This is a genomic window from Aquirufa ecclesiirivi (assembly GCF_011250515.1).
Lineage (GTDB): Bacteria > Bacteroidota > Bacteroidia > Cytophagales > Spirosomataceae > Aquirufa > Aquirufa ecclesiirivi.
In genome coordinates this window covers 140,440-164,207 of the sequence record NZ_JAANOP010000001.1, presented here as the reverse complement: position 1 = coordinate 164,207, position 23,768 = coordinate 140,440, and the positions used below count along the sequence as shown (strand labels likewise).

Here is a 23,768-nt window from a genome sequence, read left to right as displayed (position 1 = left end):
TTTTTATTTAAGCAAAAAAAACGAGGACATCATGTCCTCGTTTTTAAAATAATTTAAGAATTTGTTATCTATCTGATGCAGTTCGATTGATGAATACATAAGATGAGATATTTGGTTTTACCCCAAAGAAATCAACGACATAAAAGTAAACGCCATCTGGTAATTTTTTATCTATGGTGATTACATTGTTTGGAGTACTTTCTCCACCCCAATCATTTTTATAGTTATCTGTTTCAAATACGATATCTCCCCAACGGTTATAGATGCTTAATCTATTTTTAAAGCTTAGAACGCCAGGAATTACTAATTTATCATTGAATCCATCATTATTCGGCGAGATTCCTTGAGGTACAAAAGTATCGCAAGTATCAGGATCTAAACGGTTTGGAATACCATCTTTATCGCAATCTGGCATAGCTCCATAATTCAAGTCATCTTCCAATAAATCAGGGATACCATCATTGTCATCATCAGGATCTAGGTAATCATAAATACCATCTTTATCTGTGTCTAAAGGTGTATTTAAGTTAGAACCTGCGCCGATGCTATCCGGTGTACCGTCATTATCACTATCCGTATCACGGAAATCTGGAGTGCCATCTCTGTCCGTATCCACCGGTTTATTTGGATCTTTACCTACTTCGATTTTATCAGGAATACCGTCGTTGTCACTGTCTACATCACGGTAATCTGGTAAGCCATCTTTGTCGGAATCCACAGGTCTATTTGGATCAGCACCCGCTTCTATTTTATCCGATAAGCCATCGTTATCGGAATCAGTATCACGGTAATCCAAGACGCCATCTTTATCCGTATCCAATGGAGCAGCAGGGTTTGGCCCTACTTCTACTTTATCTGGGATGGTATCATTATCAGAATCACTGTCCATATAGTCAGGACTTCCGTCTTGATCGAAATCAGAAGGAATTAATGCATCTGGTCCCACTTCAAAGCTATCCAAGATGGTGTCATTATCTGAATCTGTATCTCGGTAGTTTGGAAGGCCATCTCCATCGGTATCTACCGGTTTGTTAGGGTCTGATCCAACTTCTAATCGATCCAAAATACTATCATTGTCAGAATCTGAGTCCGTGTAATCCGGTTTACCATCTTTATCCGTATCTATCGGATTGTTCACATCGGAGCCAACTTCCACCTTATCAGGTAATCCATCTGCATCCGAATCAGTATCTCTGAAATCATAATTTCCATCTTGATCTGAATCTAAAGGTGCAATTTGACTAGGACCTGCTTCTATTTTATCTGGAATAGTATCATTATCCGAATCTAAGTCGCGATAGTCATCGATGCCATCATTGTCACTATCCAATGGTTTGAATCCATTTCCACCACCTTCGATTTGGTCAGGGATTCCGTCTCCATCCGAATCTAGGTCTAAGTAATCTGCTTGACCATCTTTATCGGAATCTACTGGCGTCTTAGGATTATTTCCAGCTTCATAGATATCCAATATGCCATCACCATCAGAATCCGTATCACGGTAATCTGCTAATCCATCTTTATCTGAATCCAAAGGTGCAGTAGGGTTGGCTCCTGCTTCAAGTGAATCAAGCATACCGTCACCATCGGAGTCTAAATCTTCAAAATCCTTGGTTCCATCTTTATCTGTATCTACAGGATTTTCGCAAACCACACTTTCTACTTTATCTGGAATACCATCACCATCAGAATCCAAATCGCGGAAATTAGCAATTTCATCTCCATCGGAGTCACCACCTAATTCGATACGATCAGGAATACAGTCGTTATCCGAATCTAAATCAAAGAAGTCAGGAGAACCGTCTTTGTCTGTATCAATCAAGGCTTTGTATTGCCCACGATCATCCCATCCATCATCATTGTCATCGTTTCGGTTATCACAGGTTGCACACTTGTTTTTACCTTCCCAATCATCAGGAATACCATCACCATCCGAATCAAGATCCAAGTAGTTAGGAGTACCATCATTATCATTGTCCTGAATACGTTCATCGGTATCGCCTAACCAGTCGCCATCAGAATCTTTATCTCGGTAATTTGGTTTTCCATCTTTATCACTATCTCCAGTAGACTCAATTTTATCATGGATAGCATCACCGTCCGAATCAAGATCTAAATAATCAGGCGTACCGTCTTTGTCAGTATCTGGTATTGGAGCAGGATTAGTTTCTAAGAAGTCGACCAATCCGTTGCCATTGGCATCTGGAGAAGCACCGTTGATATCCACACGTCCATCGTAGTTGGTATCAATGACTCCACGGGTACTGTTAGTTGCCTCCCATGCATCCATGATACCGTCGTTATCAGAGTCGGTATCTAAATAATTAGGAACACCATCTCCATCCGTATCCAGGGTTCTTTCCATGGTATCCAAAATACCATCATTGTCAGAATCTAAGTCAAGGTAATTGGCATCCCCATCCCCATCACTATCAATATTCTTTTCAATGATGTCTAAAATTCCATCATTATCAGAATCTGGATCTTGAGAGTTTGGAATACCATCGCTATCAAAGTCTTGGCAAACAGTTCCTCCTATATATCCACCGTAGCATTCCATGTCGTTGGTAATACCATCGCCGTCACAGTCACCTAAGAAGTAGCGTTGGTATCCTAAGGATCCTTTTACCGGTATATAACCAGGAATACCACCGATACAAGAGTTCAAAGGTGCAGCGTCTGTTCCGTTGGTAGTTCCGTCACCGTCGCAGTCCGCCGATTTCCAAGTTAAGCTAGTTTTGGAGAAATCTTGGCTAGCTACCAAATAAGAACATGGGTCATTTTTATCGGTTCCATCTGTTGTTTCTTTTTCATCAGAAACACCATCTCCGTCTACATCATCGGCAACTACTACAATGTTTTCTGCTTGAACACCTGTACCAGTTGTTGGTGTAAAGGTAAATCCACCATTTCCAGATCCTCCTTGGTATTTAATTCCTAATAAGGAGAAGTCTGCAACCCCATTTACAAAGTCACTAGGACTTGTTAATTTAATTGTTCCAGAAAGGCCTGTGACATTTCCGGTTAAATTAGTAACCACCACGGTAATGTTGTTCTGAGAAGCATCAAAGTTTTTAACTACGTTGCCGTATTGGTCTAGAGCCTTCAATGAACCCACTAAAGATTGGCCAACTACTTGTTGTGATGCTAAGGTAACTTCTAATTTAACGAAAGTAGAATTGACTACTTCAACTTGTAATTCACCTTCTTTCGGCGTGTTTGTGATACCGTCTGTTGCAGAAATGGTAGCAATCTCTGCTTTGTATAAGATAATCACCGCATTAGCAAGACCATTGCTAAAGGTTAAGTTAACCGTGCTACCAAATTCAGCTAGCGTACCAACAGTTGAGTTTAGGTTAATGATATTGGAACCTGGGTTTTGAACTACTGTATTCCCTGCTGGTGTAGCATTGATATTTACAATGGTAGTCGAGGTGGTTGAATTCGTCTTTTTAACTGTTTGGTTCAACGTACCTGTTCCACCTCCAATAGAAGTTGGGGTACCAGTAGGCGCTCCTGCACTAGGTTTATAGATTTCCGAAGCGGCTGTAGCGCCAGTGAATGTGATAGGTTTATTTCCAATATAAGTTGAAACGACGTTATCATATCTATCGAGAGCTCTAATGGTGACAGTTTGAGTTGTTCCAGCTTCTTGTTTAGTTAATCCTGAAATGAAATAGCGGTACAATGGACCATGGGTCACGGTAAATGCATTACTATCACCAACTTTTCCATTCACATTCGATCCTGCTCCTGAACCTGTAGCACGAAGTACGATGCCTGTTTCAGCTTTATTGTACTCAAGCCCTGTAATAGTTACCGAACTAGTTCCTGCAAGAATGATACCCGTATAGGTGCCCGAAATAGTACCTGTTCCAGTTTTAACACTTAATGTAATCGTGCTATTTGCTGTCGCTAAAACGGTGTTGTCATTCTCATCCGTTAAGGTAGCCGTTATCGTTTGACTTGTACCTGCTACATAATTACTCATTGGACTTAACTTGATTTTTGAACCAATACCAGCACTCACGGCGAAGGCATTTGAATTACCAACTTTTCCATTAGTATTTCCAGCGCTAGTCGCTGTAGCTTTTAATTCAATACCAGACTCTACTTTATCGTAGGTAATGCCAGAAATAGTGACGCTAGAACTACCACTAAGTAGTGATCCTGTCAGTGTTCCACCCAAGGTACCTGTACCAGTTTTTATACCAACTGTTACCGTGGTGTTTACATCGGCATTTACAAGATTGTCATTGGCATCTACTAAAGTTGCCGTTAATGAGAATGCATTTAAAGCAATCTTATCGGTAATAGTCGAGATGATAAATCGATTGGCTCCACCTGATGTAACATTGAATGCATTGGAATCTCCAGATTTGCCTGCTACATTTCCAGATCCTGAACCAGTTGCTGTTATTACAACTCCTGATTCTAATTTGGTATAGGTAATTCCTGAAATCGTTACAGCACTAGAACCCGCATTGATGGTACCTGTAAGCGTTCCAGCTAAAGTACCTGTACCCGTCTTTAAGGTTAATGTAACGGTTCCATTGGCAGTAGCATTTACTGGATTACCATTCACATCTGTTAGCGTGATGGTTATAGGGAAGGCTGTTCCAGCTGATTGGCCAGAAATTGTACCTACCGCCAATTTGGATGCAGCTCCTGCAATAGAACTGAATCCAGCAGAAGTACCTGTTAGGTTATTATTATCTGTCGCCGTAATGGTCGTTGATGTTCCAGAAACCGTATGCGTGGTATAGGTAACGGTTGCTACTCCATTAGCATCTGTGGTACTCGTTACCGATGAGAATGAACCATTGGCATTGCTTTTCGACCATGTGACGGTTTTACCTGAAGTGGTAACAGGATTATTATTGGCATCTACCAATTGAGCTGTTATGGTTACCGTTCCTCCTGCAGTTGGAGAGGTGTTGCTACTAGTCACGATGTATTTAGCTCCAGCACCTGCCACTACATTGAAAGCGTTCGAATCTCCTGTTTTTCCAACAACATTTCCAGAACCTGACCCTGTAGCTGTTAAGACTACGCCAGTTTCAGCTTTGGTGTAAGTAACGCCAGAGATGGTGACTGCACTAGAACCAGAAGTCATCGTTCCAGTTAAAGTACCACCTAATGTCCCCGTACCCGTTTTTAAGGTTAAAGTGACAGTTCCATTGGTAGAAGCATTAACAGCATTGCCATTGTCATCTGTTAAAGTTACTGTTACAGCAAAAGCAGTTCCAGCTGTTTGACCAGCAATCGTAGACACGACTAATTTGGTCGCACCACCAGAACCAGATGTTATCGTTGGCGTGGTGCCCGTTAAATTGTTATTGTCTGTTGCCGTAATGGTTGTCGAAGTTCCTGCAACGGAATGTGAAGTGAACGTAACGGTTGCTATTCCATTCGCATCTGTGATACTAGTAGCTGATGAGAAAGAACCATTGACATTACTTTTCGACCAATTAATCGTTTGGTTTGCAGTACTAACGGAGTTATTGTAAGCATCCACTAATTGTGCCGTAATCGTTACAGTACCACCAGCAGCTGGGGAAGTAGAACTACTTGTTACGAGGTATTTAGATGCCGCACCAGGAACCACAGTGAAGGCATTAGAGTCACCTAATTTACTAGCAACGTTTCCTGAACCTGAACCCGTAGCTGTTAAGACTACGCCAGTTTCAGCTTTGGTGTAAGTAACTCCAGAGATGGTTACTGCACTAGAACCACTAGTCATGGTTCCCGTTAGAGTACCGCCCAATGTACTTGTTCCTGTTTTTAAGCTTAAAGTAATGGTTCCATTAGCTGTTGCATTGACAGGATTACCGTTTACGTCGGTTAAAGTAACCGTCACGTTAAATCCAGTACCGGCAGTTTGTTGAGCGATGTTAGACACCACTAATTTATTAGCTGTACCAGCGATATAAGTGATGGTAGATTGGGTTTGCGAACCTGTTCCACTTTTAACTTGCGAAGCACCTAAAGTAGCAACAAATATACCTGATCCAACAGCTGTTGGAGAGGTAACAGTAGCCGAATAAGTACCATTGCTATTATCGCTTACAGAGCTAATAGAACCCGTACCAGAAGACTTGGTGATGGTCACTGTAGCACCACCCGCAGTTAAGTTATTACCATTAGCATCTTTAGCTGTTACTGTTAATACTTGGGTAGTAGAACCATCTGCCACAATACTTGCAGAGCTAGGAGTTAAAGTAGAAGCAGTTGCATCGGCTGCACCTGGCACTACGTTAAAGGTATTGGAATCACCTAATTTACTTGCAACGTTTCCTGAGCCTGAACCTGTAGCTGTTAAGACTACGCCAGTTTCAGCTTTGGTGTAAGTAACGCCAGAGATGGTGACTGCACTAGAACCAGAAGTAATCGTTCCAGTTAAAGTACCACCTAAGGTTCCTGTTCCAGTTTTTAAAGAAAGAGTCACGGTTCCATTAGCCGTTGCATTAACCGCATTGCCATTGGCATCCGTTAAAGTAACCGTGACAGCGAATCCAGTTCCAGCTGTTTGACCAGCAATTGTAGACACCACTAATTTAGTAGCACCACCAGAACCAGATGTTATCGTTGGAGTAGTACCTGTTAATGTGTTATTATCTGTTGCCGTAATAGTTGTAGAAGTATTGGCGACCGTATGTGCAGTAAATGTCACAGTGGCAGTACCATTAGCATCTGTTAAGCTAGTAGCTGATGAGAAAGAACCATTGGCATTACTTTTCGACCAATTAATCGTTTGGTTTGCTGTGCTAACTGGGTTATTGTAAGCATCCACTAATTGTGCCGTAATAGTGGTTGTTCCACCAACAACAGGAGCATAATTACTACTCGTCACCAAGTATTTAGTAGCGGTGCCCGCCACCACAGTGAAGGCATTAGAATCACCTAATTTACTTGCAACGTTTCCTGAACCAGAACCTGTAGCTGTTAAGACAACACCTGTTTCAGCTTTGGTATAAGTAACACCTGAAATGGTTACTGCACTAGAACCAGAAGTAATCGTTCCAGTTAAAGTACCACCTAAGGTGCCTGTACCTGTTTTTAAAGAAAGGGTTACTGTTCCATTAGCCGTTGCATTGACAGGGTTACCATTCACGTCCGTTAAAGTAACCGTGACAGCGAATCCAGTACCCGCAGTTTGTTGAGCGATGTTAGACACCACTAATTTATTAGCTGTACCAGCAATATAAGTTATGGTAGATTGGGTTTGAGACCCTGTTCCACTTTTAACTTGCGAAGCACCTAAAGTAGCTACAAATACACCAGATCCAACAGCTGTTGGAGAGGTAACAGTAGCCGAATAAGTACCATTGCTATTATCAGTTACAGAGCTAATAGAACCCGTACCAGAAGACTTAGTGATGGTCACAGTAGCTCCACCCGCAGTTAGGTTATTACCATTAGCATCTTTAGCTGTTACAGTTAATACTTGGGTAGTAGAACCATCTGCCACAATACTTGCAGAGCTAGGAGTTAAAGTAGAAGCAGTTGCATCGGCTGCACCTGGCACTACGTTAAAGGCATTGGAATCACCTAATTTACTTGCAACGTTTCCTGAGCCTGAACCTGTAGCTGTTAAGACTACGCCAGTTTCAGCTTTGGTGTAAGTAACACCTGAAATGGTTACTGCACTAGAACCAGAAGTAATCGTTCCAGTTAAAGTACCACCTAAGGTTCCTGTACCTGTTTTACGAGTTAATGTCACGGTACCATCTGCTGTTGCATTAACCAAGTTACCATTGATATCTGTTAAAGTAACAGTGACAGCAAAAGCAGTTCCGGCTGTTTGACCAGCAATGGTAGACACCACTAATTTAGCTGCACCACTTGCATCGGATGTTATCGTTGGAGTAGTACCTGTTAATGTGTTATTATCTGTTGCCGTAATAGTTGTAGAAGTATTGGCGACCGTATGTGCAGTAAATGTCACAGTGGCAGTACCATTAGCATCTGTCAAGCTAGTAGCTGATGAGAAAGAACCATTGGCATTACTTTTCGACCAATTAATCGTTTGGTTTGATGTGCTAACTGGGTTATTGTAAGCATCCACTAATTGTGCCGTAATAGTGGTTGTTCCACCAACAACAGGAGCATAATTACTACTTGTCACCAAGTATTTAGCAGCCGCCCCAGCCACCACATTAAAGGCATTGGAATCACCTAATTTACTTGCAACGTTTCCAGAACCTGACCCCGTAGCTGTTAAGACTACACCTGTTTCAGCTTTGGTGTAAGTAACACCTGAAATGGTTACTGCACTAGAACCAGAAGTAATCGTTCCTGTTAAAGTACCACCTAAGGTACCCGTACCTGTTTTACGAGTTAATGTCACGGTACCATCTGCTGTTGCATTGACAGGGTTACCATTCACGTCTGTTAAAGTAACCGTGACAGCAAAGGCTGTTCCAGCAGTTTGACCAGCAATGGTAGACACCACTAATTTACTAGCTGTACCAGCGATATAAGTGATGGTAGATTGGGTTTGCGACCCTGTTCCACTTTTAACTTGCGAAGCACCTAAAGTAGCTACAAATACACCTGATCCAACAGCCGTTGGAGAGGTAACTGTAGCCGAATAAGTACCATTACTATTATCGGTTACGGAGCTAATCGAACCTGTACCAGAAGACTTGGTGATGGTTACTGTAGCACCACCCGCAGTTAAGTTATTGCCATTGGCATCTTTAGCTGTTACTGTTAATACTTGGGTAGTAGAACCATCTGCCACAATACTGGCTGAGCTAGGAGTTAAGGTAGAAGCAGTTGCATCGGCTGTACCAGCAACAACGGTGAATGCATTCGAATCGCCCACTTTACCGTTGACATTTCCAGCAACAGAACCTGTAGCTGTTAAGACTACGCCAGTTTCTGCTTTGGTATAAGTTACTCCAGAGATGGTTACTGCACTAGAACCAGAAGTAATCGTTCCAGTTAAAGTACCACCTAAGGTTCCTGTTCCAGTTTTTAAAGAAAGAGTCACGGTACCATCTGCAGTTGCATTAACCGCATTGCCATTGGCATCCGTTAAAGTAACCGTGACAGCGAATCCAGTACCCGCAGTTTGTTGAGCAATTGTAGACACCACTAATTTGGATGCCGTACCAACTGTAGAGCTGAACGATGCAGAAGTACCCGTTAATGTATTATTATCCGTAGCCGTAATGGTGGTTGAAGTACCAGAAACGGTATGGGTCGTGAATGTTACTGTGGCAGTACCATTAGCATCTGTTAAGCTAGTAGCTGAAGAGAATGAACCATTGGCATCACTCTTAGACCAAGTCACGGTATTTCCCGAAGTAGTGACAGGATTGTTATTGGCATCCACTAATTGTGCCGTAATCGTTACTGTTCCACCCGCAGTTGGAGACGAATTACTACTTGTTACCAAGTATTTAGCAGCAGCTCCCGCCACCACAGTGAAGGCATTGGAGTCACCTAATTTACTTGCAACGTTTCCTGAACCAGAACCTGTAGCTGTTAAGACAACACCTGTTTCAGCTTTGGTATAAGTAACACCTGAAATGGTTACGGCACTAGAACCAGAAGTAATCGTTCCAGTTAAAGTACCACCTAAGGTGCCTGTACCTGTTTTACGAGTTAATGTCACGGTACCATCTGCTGTTGCATTGACAGGGTTACCATTCACGTCTGTTAAAGTAACCGTGACAGCAAAGGCTGTTCCAGCTGTTTGACCAGCAATGTTAGACACCACTAATTTATTAGCTGTACCAGCAATATAAGTGATGGTAGATTGGGTTTGAGACCCTGTTCCACTTTTAACTTGAGAAGCACCTAAAGTAGCTACAAATACACCAGATCCAACAGCTGTTGGAGAGGTAACAGTAGCCGAATAAGTACCATTGCTATTATCAGTTACGGAGCTAATAGAACCTGTACCAGAAGACTTGGTGATGGTCACTGTAGCACCACCCGCAGTTAAGTTATTACCATTAGCATCTTTAGCTGTTACAGTTAATACTTGGGTAGTAGAACCATCTGCCACAATACTTGCAGAGCTAGGAGTTAAGGTAGAAGCAGTTGCATCAGCTGCACCAGCAACAACGGTGAATGCATTCGAATCGCCCACTTTACCGTTGACATTTCCAGCTACAGAACCTGTAGCCGTTAAGACTACGCCAGTTTCAGCTTTGGTGTAAGTAACACCAGAGATGGTGACTGCACTAGAACCAGAAGTAATCGTTCCAGTTAAAGTACCACCTAAGGTGCCTGTACCTATTTTACGAGTTAGAGTCACGGTACCATCTGCAGTTGCATTAACCGCATTGCCATTGGCATCCGTTAAAGTAACCGAGACAGCGAATCCAGTACCTGCAGCTTGTTGAGCAATTGTAGACACCACTAATTTGGACGCCGTACCAACTGTAGAGCTGAACGATGCAGAAGTACCCGTTAATGTATTATTATCCGTAGCCGTAATGGTGGTTGAAGTACCAGAAACGGTATGGGTCGTGAATGTCACAGTGGCAGTGCCATTAGCATCTGTTATGCTAGTAGCTGAAGAGAATGATCCATTGGCATCACTCTTAGACCAAGTCACGGTATTTCCCGAAGTAGTGACAGGATTGTTATTGGCATCTACTAATTGTGCCGTAATCGTTACTGTTCCACCCGCAGTTGGAGACGAATTACTACTTGTCACCAAGTATTTAGCAGCAGCTCCCGCCACCACAGTGAAGGCATTAGAGTCACCTAATTTACTTGCAACGTTTCCTGAACCTGAACCCGTAGCTGTTAAGACTACACCAGTTTCTGCTTTGGTGTAAGTAACACCTGAAATGGTTACTGCACTAGAACCAGAAGTAATCGTTCCAGTTAAAGTACCACCTAAGGTACCTGTACCTGTTTTACGAGTTAATGTCACGGTACCATCAGCTGTTGCATTGACAGGGTTACCATTCACGTCGGTTAAAGTAACCGTGACAGCGAATCCAGTGCCGGCAGTTTGTTGAGCGATGTTAGACACCACTAATTTATTAGCTGTACCAGCAATATAAGTGATGGTAGATTGGGTTTGAGACCCTGTTCCACTTTTAACTTGAGAAGCACCTAAAGTAGCGACAAATACACCTGATCCAACAACCGTTGGTGAAGTAACAGTAGCCGAATAGGTACCATTACTATTATCGCTTACAGAGCTAATAGAACCTGTACCAGAAGACTTGGTGATGGTCACGGTAGCACCACCTGCAGTTAGGTTATTACCATTAGCATCTTTAGCTGTTACAGTTAATACTTGGGTAGTAGCACCATCTGCCACAATACTTGCAGAGCTAGGAGTTAAAGTAGAAGCAGTTGCATCGGCTGCACCAGCAACAACGGTGAATGCATTCGAATCGCCCACTTTACCGTTGACATTTCCAGCAACAGAACCTGTAGCTGTTAAGACTACGCCAGTTTCAGCTTTGGTGTAAGTAACACCTGAAATGGTTACTGAACTAGAACCAGAAGTAATCGTTCCAGTTAAAGTACCACCTAAGGTACCCGTACCTGTTTTTAAAGAAAGTGTTACTGTTCCATTAGCGGTTGCATTTACTGAATTACCATTGGCATCCGTTAAGTTAACAAGTACATTAAACGTCGAACCGGCAGTTTGTGGACTTCCTATGGTCACCACTAATTTGGATGCTGTACCTTCTGAATAGGTAACCGTAGACTGCGTTTGGGAACCTGTACCACTTTTTACTTGAGCACCACCCAAAGTAGCTACAAATACTCCCGTTCCAGTTGAGGTAGGAGAAGTTACTGTGGCGGTATATACACCACTTCCTGCATGACTAACACTTCCGATGCTACCTGTACCAGACAACTTGGTGATAGTAACCACATCTCCTCCAGTTCCTCTGTTATTTCCATAGGCATCTTTGGCCGTTACTGATAAAACCTGCGTTGAAGTTCCATTCGCAGTAATATTGGCTACAGTAGGAGTAAGAGTAGAAGCTGTTGCGTCTACGGCACCTACGGTTACACCGATATCATCTGTTGCATCTGTGATTCCTGTTCCCGCATCGGCAGGAGTAGCATCTGATAAGGTTACGGTGTACGTTGCTACCGTATTTTTCTCAAACCAGAAATTAACTGTTGATGATCCATCGGCAAAGTTGACGCTAGTAATAACATTTCCTCCACTAGCGGCATCATAGAATACGCCACTTCCAGTTGAACTGAGGTAGGCTGTCTGTGAACCAGAAGTATAAGGAATGGATGCTGCATCCAATCGAGTACCAACATAGGCAGCTCTTGTTCCAGCTGAAATATCAGCAGGACTATTTAAACTAAAGCTGGTAGTTCCCGTTGATTCTCCAATAAAGAAATCAGAGAAAGAGTCATAGTTTTGGCCTTTTACCGTCTTGGTTGTTCCATCGACACGTACATGACTACTTGGAGCTTTCCAAGAGACCGCTTTTTTACGAACAATTAGATTAGCAAGGCTTGGTGATCCCATCATATCTCCTGAAGGGAATCCTAAGGTAATATTGTAAGTCGAGAATCCATTGGCCGTTGCTCCACTACCATCTGATACTCGCCATTTTCTTTTAATGTATTTATCACCACGTATACCTGAACCACTTACTTCCGAATTATCGGCTAATGAATTGGTCGATGATTCAATGGTTAAATCACTTGAAGCGGCACTTCTACCTGAAAAATCTAAAGTTACTGGTGTATATGCTGAAGCATCACCAATTGGGAAGGAAACAGACGGATCCGTTTGCTTTGGAATTACTCTTGAAATAATACCTTCAACATAGCGGGTGTCAGATGCACCTGTAATGGTGGCATCACTTGGGAAACTAAGTTTTTTGTTATTTCCCATGACCACATGGCCAGCCACTAAGTTTAAGGTAGTATTGATGCTTAAATCAGATGGAATTGTCAACGACGTTCCCCCTGTCACATTGACTTTCAGTTCTTTTAAATTTTGTCCACCCGTTACAAAATCCAAAGTAGGACTTCCACTAGTGGTATTGACATGTAAAGTAGAAAGTGTTGTTCCTTTTAATTTACCATTACTTGAACCATTGACCGTTTCATTTAAGGTTAATGTATTGTTGTCACCAATGGAGAATGATCCACTTTTTAGGTAGAAATCTTTAGCTATGCTAACATTTCCGTGCATAATTTGACCAGAATAACTCGTATTATCCCATTCAAAATTTAAAAATGCTTGATCAAATCCACTAGTCAGAGAAGTGGAGGTAAGACCTGTAATTTTGGTTAATGCTCCAGCAGATTGCGTGGTCCATAATGCTTTTGGAATGGATCCTCCATCTCTAGCATGCCAATAGGTTCCTCCGTGGAAATTAGGTAAGAAACCACTTGTGGACTCATTGTTATTAGTAAAAGTACCTCCAGAGTTTTTGAATGTTCCGTGGGTATGTACGTTGTATTCACCATCAATACCTGAATGGTGATTTAACGTAAGAGTTCCACTCGTTGTTAAGTCAAATGTCCCATCAATAATCATACTGTATAAAGAAACAGATTGGCTTAAAGTAGTCGTGATACCCGTTGGAATTTTTACAATATCATATTTATCATATATGTATTTTATACCCACTGTATCAGCAAACGAGGTTCCACCATCGGATGAAATTGCCCAAGTAACAGCATTCCAGTTTCCAGTTGTTTTTGGTGAGTATATTTTTCCGTCTATAATTTTAAATGCTGCACTAGTACCTACCGTTAAGCTTGGGCCACCTACCGTGTATTTTGTGGCTTTGATGGTAGCATTGGTGTTGATGGTGTAAGGATTAGTCGTTTTATCTATGGTAGATACTTTATATCGCACATACGTAATATCTGTGAAATAAGAACCAGTTGTTATCGTTGCTTGGATAGGATTCGATTGAACCACATTGGATGAATTGGTTCTTTCTATTCCTGTCGAGGTTCTATCTGTAGCGCCAATAAACATACTTAGTTCTACACCAATATCAGATGGTGCCGGAGAGAAGTTGCCATAGGCATCAATTAAGTTAACGCGAACGATATTATTATTTATACCTAAAATTCCAACGGCAGGTGTGATATCAGTCACTGTAATTGCCGTAGGAGTATTAGGCGAGATAATGAAAGTGGAAGAAATTGTTTCTGTTAACGATCCACTGGTGGCTTTTAATTTATAGGCAGATGCACTTGATTTGTTGATCGAAATACCTGAAAATGTGGCTTCTCCAGACACTGCTGCTTGAGTCAAAGTGCCTGAAAGTGTACCAGAAGCAGGGTTGGTATCAATGGATAAAGTGATGTTATCTGTTGCCGTGGTTGGGTTTCCAGCTGCATCTAAGATTTGAACTTTAATCGAAGGACTTATGCTAGCACCAGCCAGGGCATTACTAGGTTGTACACTAAAAGCTAATTTTGCTGCACCTGATGATGAAATATTAAATGTATTTGAGGTGGCGCCTGTTAATCCAGCACTACTAGCTGCTAAGGTATAACCCGTGGCTGTATTATTGATGGATAAGTCGCTAAAAGTAGCTACTCCATTTATTGCAGCCACAGTTTTTGTACCTGATAGAGTTCCTGAACCCGCATTTGTACCAAAGTCGATAGTCACATTGGCTGTTGAAGTAGTTAAATTTCCAAAGGCATCTTCAATTCTAACTTTTACCGCTGGATTAATGGAGGATAATGCAGCAGTATTACTTGGTTGAACACTGAAAGACAACTTCGCTGCAGTTCCTACGGTATAAGTAATGACACTATGAAACATGGATCCTGTTCCATTTTGAACGGAATTTCCCCCAATGGTAGCTTCAAATTCTCCTGTACCAACGGTTGTTGGAGAAGTTACGGAAGCAGTATAAGTTCCATCACCTACATTGGTAACACTTCCTACTACGCCTGTTCCAACGTGTCGAGTTATCGTTACTGTCGCACCTCCAACACCTACATTGTTTCCATTGGCATCTTTTGCTGTTACTGTAAGTAATTGAGTTGAAGAACCATTGGCTACAATACTAGCTGAGGCGGGTGAAATGGTTGATTTAGTAGCATCAACTGGACCAGGCACTGTAGTAATAGTACTTGTCGTTCCAGAAATGGCCGAAGTAGTAGCTGTGACAGTCGTGGCAGTACCCGAAACGGTATGTGTCGTGAACACAATTGTCGCCACACCACTTCCATTGGTAGTAGAAGTAGCAGAAGCAAAACTTCCGTTAGCGTTTGACTTAGTCCAAGTAACCGTTTGTCCCGAAGTAGCAACTGCATTGTTATTAGCATCGGCTAATTGAGCCGTGATGGTCACAGTAGCACCCGCTACTGGAGATGAAGATGAAGATGTAACGAGGTATTTTGTAGCAGTCCCTGCAACGGTAGTAATAGTACCTGATGTGCCTGAAATAGCCGAAGTAGTTGCTGTAACTGTCGTGGCAGTACCTGATACCGTATGCGTAGTAAACACAATAGTCGCCACACCACTTCCATTGGTAGTTGAAGTAGCAGAAGCAAAACTTCCGTTAGCATCAGACTTGGTCCAAGTAACCGTTTGTCCCGAAGTAGCAACTGCATTGTTATTAGCATCGGCTAATTGTGCCGTGATGGTTACAGTAGCACCCGCTACAGGAGAAGAAGATGAAGATGTAACAATGTATTTCGTAGCAGCACCTGCAATATAGGTAATGGTGGATTGAGTTTGAGAACCTGTTCCACTTCTTACTTCTGCGCCGCCTAAAGTTGCCACAAATACACCCGAGCCAACGGCAGTAGGCGATGTTACAGTAGCAGTATAGGTACCATTTCCATTATCAGTAACTGAACCAATAGTTCCAGTACCAGAAGATTTAGTAATAGTAACAGTAGCTCCACCAGCAGCCAAATTGTTGCCATTGGCATCTTTAGCTGTGACGGTTAATACTTGAGTAGAAGATCCATTGGCTGTAATACTGGCCGAAGTAGGAGTTAATGTAGAAGCGGTAGCATTCGCAGCACCCGCCACCGTCGTAATAGTTCCAGAAGTTCCAGAAATAGCTGAAGTAGTAGATGTGACAGTCGTGGCAGTACCCGAAACGGTATGTGTCGTGAACACAATTGTCGCCACACCACTTCCGTTGGTAGTTGAAGTAGCAGAAGCAAAACTTCCGTTGGCATCAGACTTGGTCCAAGTAACTGTTTGTCCCGAAGTAGCAACTGCATTGTTATTAGCATCGGCTAATTGAGCCGTGATGGTCACAGTAGCACCAGCCACAGGAGATGAAGAGGATGAAGTAACGAGGTATTTCGAAGCAGTCCCTGCAACAGTCGTAATAGTTCCTGATGTACCCGTTATTGCTGAAGTAGTCGCTGTGACAGTCGTGGCAGTACCCGAAACGGTATGCGTCGTGAACACAATGGTTGCTACACCACTTCCATTAGTAGTAGAAGTAGCAGATGCAAAACTTCCGTTGGCATCAGACTTGGTCCAAGTAACCATTTGTCCCGAAGTAGCAACTGCATTGTTATTAGCATCGGCTAATTGAGCCGTGATGGTTACAGTAGCACCAGCCACTGGAGATGAAGAGGATGAAGTAACGAGGTACTTACTAGCAGCACCTGCCACCGTCGTAATAGTTCCTGAAGTTCCAGAAATTGCCGAAGTAGTCGCTGTAACAGTTGTGGCAGTACCCGAAACGGTATGGGTCGTGAACACAATGGTTGCCACACCACTTCCATTAGTAGTAGAAGTAGCAGAAGCAAAACTTCCATTCGCATTGGACTTAGTCCAAGTAACCGTTTGTCCTGAAGTAGAAACAGGGTTGTCATTAGCATCAGCTAACTGAGCTGTGATGGTTACCGTAGCACCTGCCACAGGTGATGAAGAGGATGAAGTAACGAGGTATTTTGTAGCAGCACCAGCAACATAGGTAATGGTGGATTGAGTTTGAGAACCTGTTCCACTTCTTACTTCTGCTCCGCCTAAAGTGGCCACAAATACACCCGAGCCAACGGCAGTTGGCGAAGTTACAGTAGCAGTATAGGTGCCATTTCCATTATCAGTAACCGAACCAATAGATCCAGTACCAGAAGATTTAGTAATAGTTACAGTAGCTCCACCAGCACCCACATTGTTGCCATTGGCATCTTTAGCTGTGACGGTTAACACTTGAGTAGAAGATCCATTGGCTGTAATACTCGCCGATGTAGGAGTTAATGTAGAAGCGGTAGCATTCGCAGCACCTGCAACAGTCGTAATAGTTCCAGAAGTTCCTGAAATAGCCGAAGTAGTAGCTGTGACAGTCGTGGCAGTACCCGAAACGGTATGTGTCGTGAACACAATAGTCGCCACACCACTTCCATTGGTAGTTGAAGTAGCAGAAGCAAAACTTCCGTTAGCATCAGACTTGGTCCAAGTAACCGTTTGTCCCGAAGTAGCAACTGCATTATTATTAGCATCGGCTAATTGAGCCGTGATGGTCACAGTAGCACCCGCTACAGGAGATGAAGAGGATGAAGTAACGAGGTATTTTGTAGCTGCACCAGCAACATAGGTAATAGTAGATTGAGTTTGAGAACCTGTTCCACTTCTTACTTCTGCGCCACCTAAAGTTGCGACAAATACACCCGAGCCAACGGCACTAGGCGATGTTACAGTAGCAGTATAGGTACCATTTCCATTATCAGTAACCGAACCAATAGTTCCAGTACCAGAAGATTTAGTGATGGTTACAGTAGCTCCACCAGTAGCCACATTGTTGCCATTGGCATCTTTAGCTGTGACGGTTAACACTTGAGTAGAAGATCCATTGGCTGTAATACTCGCCGATGTAGGAGTTAATGTAGAAGCGGTAGCATTCGCAGCACCTGCAACAGTCGTAATAGTTCCAGAAGTTCCTGAAATAGCCGAAGTAGTAGCTGTGACAGTCGTGGCAGTACCCGAAACGGTATGTGTCGTGAACACAATAGTCGCCACACCACTTCCATTGGTAGTTGAAGTAGCAGAAGCAAAACTTCCGTTAGCATCAGACTTGGTCCAAGTAACCGTTTGTCCCGAAGTAGCAACTGCATTATTATTAGCATCGGCTAATTGAGCCGTGATGGTCACAGTAGCACCCGCTACAGGAGATGAAGAGGATGAAGTAACGAGGTATTTTGTAGCTGCACCAGCAACATAGGTAATAGTAGATTGAGTTTGAGAACCTGTTCCACTTCTTACTTCTGCGCCACCTAAAGTTGCGACAAATACACCCGAGCCAACGGCACTAGGCGATGTTACAGTAGCAGTATAGGTACCATTTCCATTATCAGTAACCGAACCAATAGTTCCAGTACCAGAAGATTTAGTGATGGTTACAGTAGCTCCACCAGTAGCCACATTGTTGCCATTGGCATCTTTAGCTGTGACGGTTAACACTTGAGTAGAAGATCCATTGGCTGTAATACTCGCCGATGTAGGAGTTAATGTAGAAGCGGTAGCATTCGCAGCACCCGCTACCGTGGTAATAGTTCCTGAAGTTCCTGAAATAGCCGAAGTAGTCGCTGTGACTGTTGTGGCAGTACCTGATACCGTATGCGAAGTAAACACAATAGTCGCCACACCACTTCCATTGGTGGTTGAAGTAGCAGAAGCAAAACTACCATTCGCGTTCGACTTAGTCCAAGTAACCGTTTGTCCCGAAGTAGCAACTGGATTGTCATTGGCATCGACTAACTGAGCTGTGATGGTTACAGTAGCACCCGCCACAGGAGAAGAAGAGGATGAAGTAACGAGGTATTTTGTAGCAGCACCAGCAATATAGGTAATGGTGGATTGAGTTTGAGAACCTGTTCCACTTCTTACTTCTGCACCGCCTAAAGTTGCGACAAATACACCCGATCCAACGGCAGTGGGCGAAGTAACAGTAGCAGTATAGGTACCGTTTCCATTATCTGTGACCGAACCAATAGATCCAGTACCAGAAGATTTAGTGATAGTGACTGTAGCTCCACCAGAACCTATGTTGTTTCCACTACCATCTTTAGCAGTGACGGTTAACACTTGAGTAGAAGATCCATTGGCTGTAATACTTGCCGATGTAGGAGTTAATGTCGATGTAGCAGCATTTGGAGTACTTGCAGTTGTAGTAATAGTTCCAGAAGTTCCAGAAATAGCCGAAGTAGTAGCTGTCACAGTCGTGGCAGTACCCGAAACGGTATGCGTTGTGAACACAATGGTTGCCACACCACTTCCATTAGTAGTTGAAGTAGCAGAAGCAAAACTACCGTTGGCATCAGACTTAGTCCAAGTAACCGTTTGTCCCGAAGTAGCAACTGCATTGTTATTAGCATCGGCTAATTGTGCCGTGATGGTTACAGTAGCACCCGCTACAGGAGATGAAGAGGATGAAGTAACGAGGTACTTACTAGCAGCACCTGCCACCGTCGTAATAGTTCCTGAAGTTCCAGAAATTGCCGAAGTAGTCGCTGTAACAGTTGTGGCAGTACCCGAAACGGTATGCGTCGTGAACACAATGGTTGCCACACCACTTCCATTGGTAGTAGAAGTAGCAGAAGCAAAACTTCCGTTGGCATCAGACTTGGTCCAAGTAACCGTTTGTCCCGAAGTAGCAACTGCATTGTTATTAGCATCGGCTAACTGAGCCGTGATGGTTACTGTAGCACCAGCCACTGGTGATGAAGAGGATGAAGTAACGAGGTATTTCGTAGCAGTCCCTGCAACAGTCGTAATAGTTCCTGATGTACCAGAAATTGCCGAAGTAGTAGCTGTGACTGTTGTGGCAGTACCCGATACCGTATGCGTAGTGAACACAATAGTCGCCACACCACTTCCATTGGTGGTTGAAGTAGCAGAAGCAAAACTTCCGTTAGCATCAGACTTGGTCCAAGTCACGGTTTGTCCCGAAGTAGCAACTGCATTGTTATTAGCATCGGCTAATTGAGCCGTGATGGTTACAGTAGCACCAGCCACAGGAGATGAAGAGGATGAAGTAACGAGGTATTTCGTAGCAGTCCCTGCTACAGTCGTAATAGTTCCTGATGTACCAGAAATAGCCGAAGTAGTAGCAGTCACAGTCGTGGCAGTACCCGAAACGGTATGCGTCGTGAACACAATGGTTGCCACACCACTTCCATTGGTGGTAGAAGTAGCAGAAGCAAAACTTCCGTTGGCATCAGACTTGGTCCAAGTAACCGTTTGTCCCGAAGTAGCAACTGCATTGTTATTAGCATCGGCTAATTGAGCCGTGATGGTCACAGTAGCACCCGCTACAGGAGAAGAAGAGGATGAAGTAACGAGGTATTTTGTAGCAGTCCCTGCAACGGTAGTAATAGTACCTGATGTGCCTGAAATAGCCGAAGTAGTTGCTGTAACTGTCGTGGCAGTACCAGATACAGTATGCGTGGTGAACACAATAGTCGCTACACCACTTGCATTGGTGGTAGAAGTAGCAGAAGCAAAACTTCCGTTGGCATCAGACTTAGTCCAAGTAACCGTTTGTCCCGAAGTAGTAACGGGATTGTCATTGGCATCGGCTAACTGAGCTGTGAAGGTCACCGTTCCTCCAGCTTCGGGGGAACTAGAAGATGAGGTAACAAGGTATTTGGATGCTGGTCCAGCAACCACATTGAAAGAATTAGTATTTATACCTGTAAGTCCAGTACTTGCAGCTGATAAGGTATACCCATTGCCTATTTTATTAATTGATAAATTTGAAAATGTAGCAATACCATTGACTGCATTTACTGTAGCTGTTCCAGATAATACACCTGAACCAGGATTAGAGCCAATACTTAACGTGACACTGTTAGTAGCTGTTGTAATCGTATTTAATAAGGCGTCATCAATGCTGACAGTGATTGATGGGCTTATACTAGATCCTGCGGTAACACTAGCAGGGGGATTTGTTCTAATGCTTAATTTGGACGGAGGCCCAATTAATATTTCAAATACATTCGTCGTTACACCTGTTAAACCAGGGCTGGAAGCCACATAGGTATAATCATTGGAAGCATCTGAAATCTTTAAATCTGCAAAATCGGCAATACCTGCGACAGCATTTTTAGATTTGGTTCCAGTAAATCCACTAGTTTTTAATACCCCATTTTGATGTAAAACAACAGTAACACCAGCCGTTGAAGAACTTATGATATTCCCATATGCATCTGAAATCTGAAATTTGGCACGTGAATTGGCATTTGCTATGACATTACTAGGCTGTTGATTTACGGTCAGCTTACTAGCAACATCGGCATTGACGACAGTACTAGCACCTGTATTGGCTGTTAAAGTAGCAGCTTGGTCAGTGGCTGTAACCGTTTGGTTACCAGCTGTTTTTAATGTGATCGCAAACTGTTTGGTACCACCAACTAATGCTGCGCTACTAGGAAGTGTAGCTTGGGCATCCGATGAAGTAATTACGGCTGTAGGAGTAGCAGAGGATACTAGGTTCCAATAAGCATCGACGGCATTCACCGTAAAATTCAGAGAAGTTCCCGCTGTTTGGGCAGTAGGGGAACCTGTTTTACCTGTAGTAGTTCCTGGTGCAGCTGTTTCACCGGGCATTAATACCTGTAATTTGTTAACAGCACTCGCCGTAACTAAGGTTGTAGCCCCTGTATTGGCAGTTAAAGTAGCTGCTTGGTCAGTGGCGGTAACGGTTTGATTTCCAGCCGTTCTGAATGAAACAATGAATGTTCCAGTTCCCGATGTCAAAGCAGCATTAGAAGGATGTGTATCATTGGCATCACTCGTGGTAATGGCTACTGTAGGAGTAGATGAACTAACGACATTCCAATTGGCATCCACGGCATTGACTGTAACTGTGGTATTAGAGCCAGCTACTTGGTTGGTTGGTGTACCTGTTTTACCCGTAACCGAACCAGGATCTGCTGTTTCCCCAGGCATTAAGACTTGTAATTTGGTCACGGCGCCTACCACATAAGATACAGATGCATAAGCAGTTACGATGACTTCAAATCCCGAGGATGTCACCGTAGCTCGGTAATAGATGGTTTGCGGAGCAACTTTACTACTCACCGTAAATGTTGCAACACCACTAGCATTCGTGGTAGCGCTACTTGGGCTGATTGTTGACTTAGTTGTTGGAATGGTTAATAATGCATCAGAAAATTGTTCTAGGACAACCGTTGCTCCTACTAGAGCAGTACTTGCTCCATTTCTTGCAGTAACGGTTAGGGTTGCTGTCGTAGCTCCATCTGCCAAAATTCCGGTAGTGCTGGCTGGCAAAAGTGTGGAGGTACTTGCAGATGGTCCCGTGGAACTCTGATAAGAATTTAAATCAGTACCAACGGGGCTATTATTCATGTTGTATTGCGTACTGGCCGTAATCACCGGAGTTCCGTAAATACGCATGAGGTAACCTGATAAATTATTAGCATCTGTAACGAAAAGTACAATGATACCTGAAGCACCATTACCAGCAGAAGTGTCTATAAATCCTGGAATTACTGTTAAAGGTGTTCCTTGCACAAAAACCGCTCCTGGATAAAATGAGAAAGATCCCACTACTTTTGAGTTCCCACCTCCTGTTGTCGTAGTAAATGTAGCGGAGGGAGGATTGGTCTGAAAGCGCATGGATGTTGCAGCCAATGCGCTAGCCCCAGTCGTTGGTTTTCCTTGAGCACTGATTGTGGACAGCCAAGCTTCAGCGATAGTAACTGCCGCTTCTTCTACCTTAAAAGTTTTACCTTGAACAGAAATCTTGTTATAATCTTCTCTGTTTTGCATGGCAGCGAGTTCTATCGGCTCCACCTCAACATTCATTTCCTTGACTACAAATAGAGCACCCTCATCACCTGGAGTATCTTGGTCCCCATTTAAATAAAAATCAATCGCATGGCCATATTCTTGTAATAACAATCCAACAATCTGATTGTCATGTGCCTTGGGGTAAATGAATGAAGCTTTACCCTCTAAATATTCTTTGTTGATATAAATAATGGGACTTCCCGCAGGACCGCGACTAGCAAAAGCTGCCATGGCACTATTTATTTCGGCCCAACTAATAATTTGAACAGGGACTTGGAAACCTTTATTTAAAACGGCATTACGTAAGCTTTGAACTTTTGAATCAAAATCGGAATCTATGGATTTACGTTTACCTGGGAAATAGGAAAATAGCAAATCTCGGTAATTACTTTTCTGAAAGAATTTAGTTAATAATTGATTGACGGATTTATGAGCTTGTACAACTCTTTTTTCAGTAAAGTTTAAATCTTTTCCTGCTTCTCGATTAAAAAACAATAATTCGTCTCTGGAGAAAGAAGGACTTTTACCCACAGAATGAGAAGAAGATGTTTTGTTAAAAGCCAGGGAAGAAAATTTATTTGATCCCGCCATTCCATGGCCATTGACTTCGGTAGTAAACGCCAATAGCATCGTAAGTCCTATCAGGAAAGATAGAAAAGTTGGGAATAACTTCAAATCTTTGAAATAAGTAGTGCGAGTTACTTTCATATAATTTTTGAGAACACAGAATTTCTAATCAATTTTTAAAATAAAATGTATCCAGAGGATTAGTCCCTGAACGAATTAACATAAGCCCAATAAATTTGAATTAGTACAATTCCCGCTACCAGATATGGATGCTGCATCACGTAGCCCAAGAGGCTATTCGACGATTTTTTCATATATAATTTAGGAACAGATTACAATGCCTGAAAGATTTTTCAAATTGTCTTCAAGACTATAATTCAATCAAAAGTAATAATTTCAATTTTATTGTAGAAATAATCTGAATCCTCATTTGTACTCAATTTAAAATTTCGAACAAATGAAATCGTTTAAAGACTCC

General features: G+C 42.8%; 1 protein-coding gene. It reads right to left on the bottom strand.

All coding sequences use genetic code 11. From position 1 onward, the window contains the following. Positions 1–64: 64 nt before the first annotated feature. On the bottom strand, positions 65–23,431 hold the full coding sequence (locus G9H65_RS00600) for an invasin domain 3-containing protein (protein WP_166373430.1): 23,367 nt from the start codon (positions 23,429–23,431) through the stop codon (positions 65–67). Positions 23,432–23,768 lie beyond the last annotated feature (337 nt).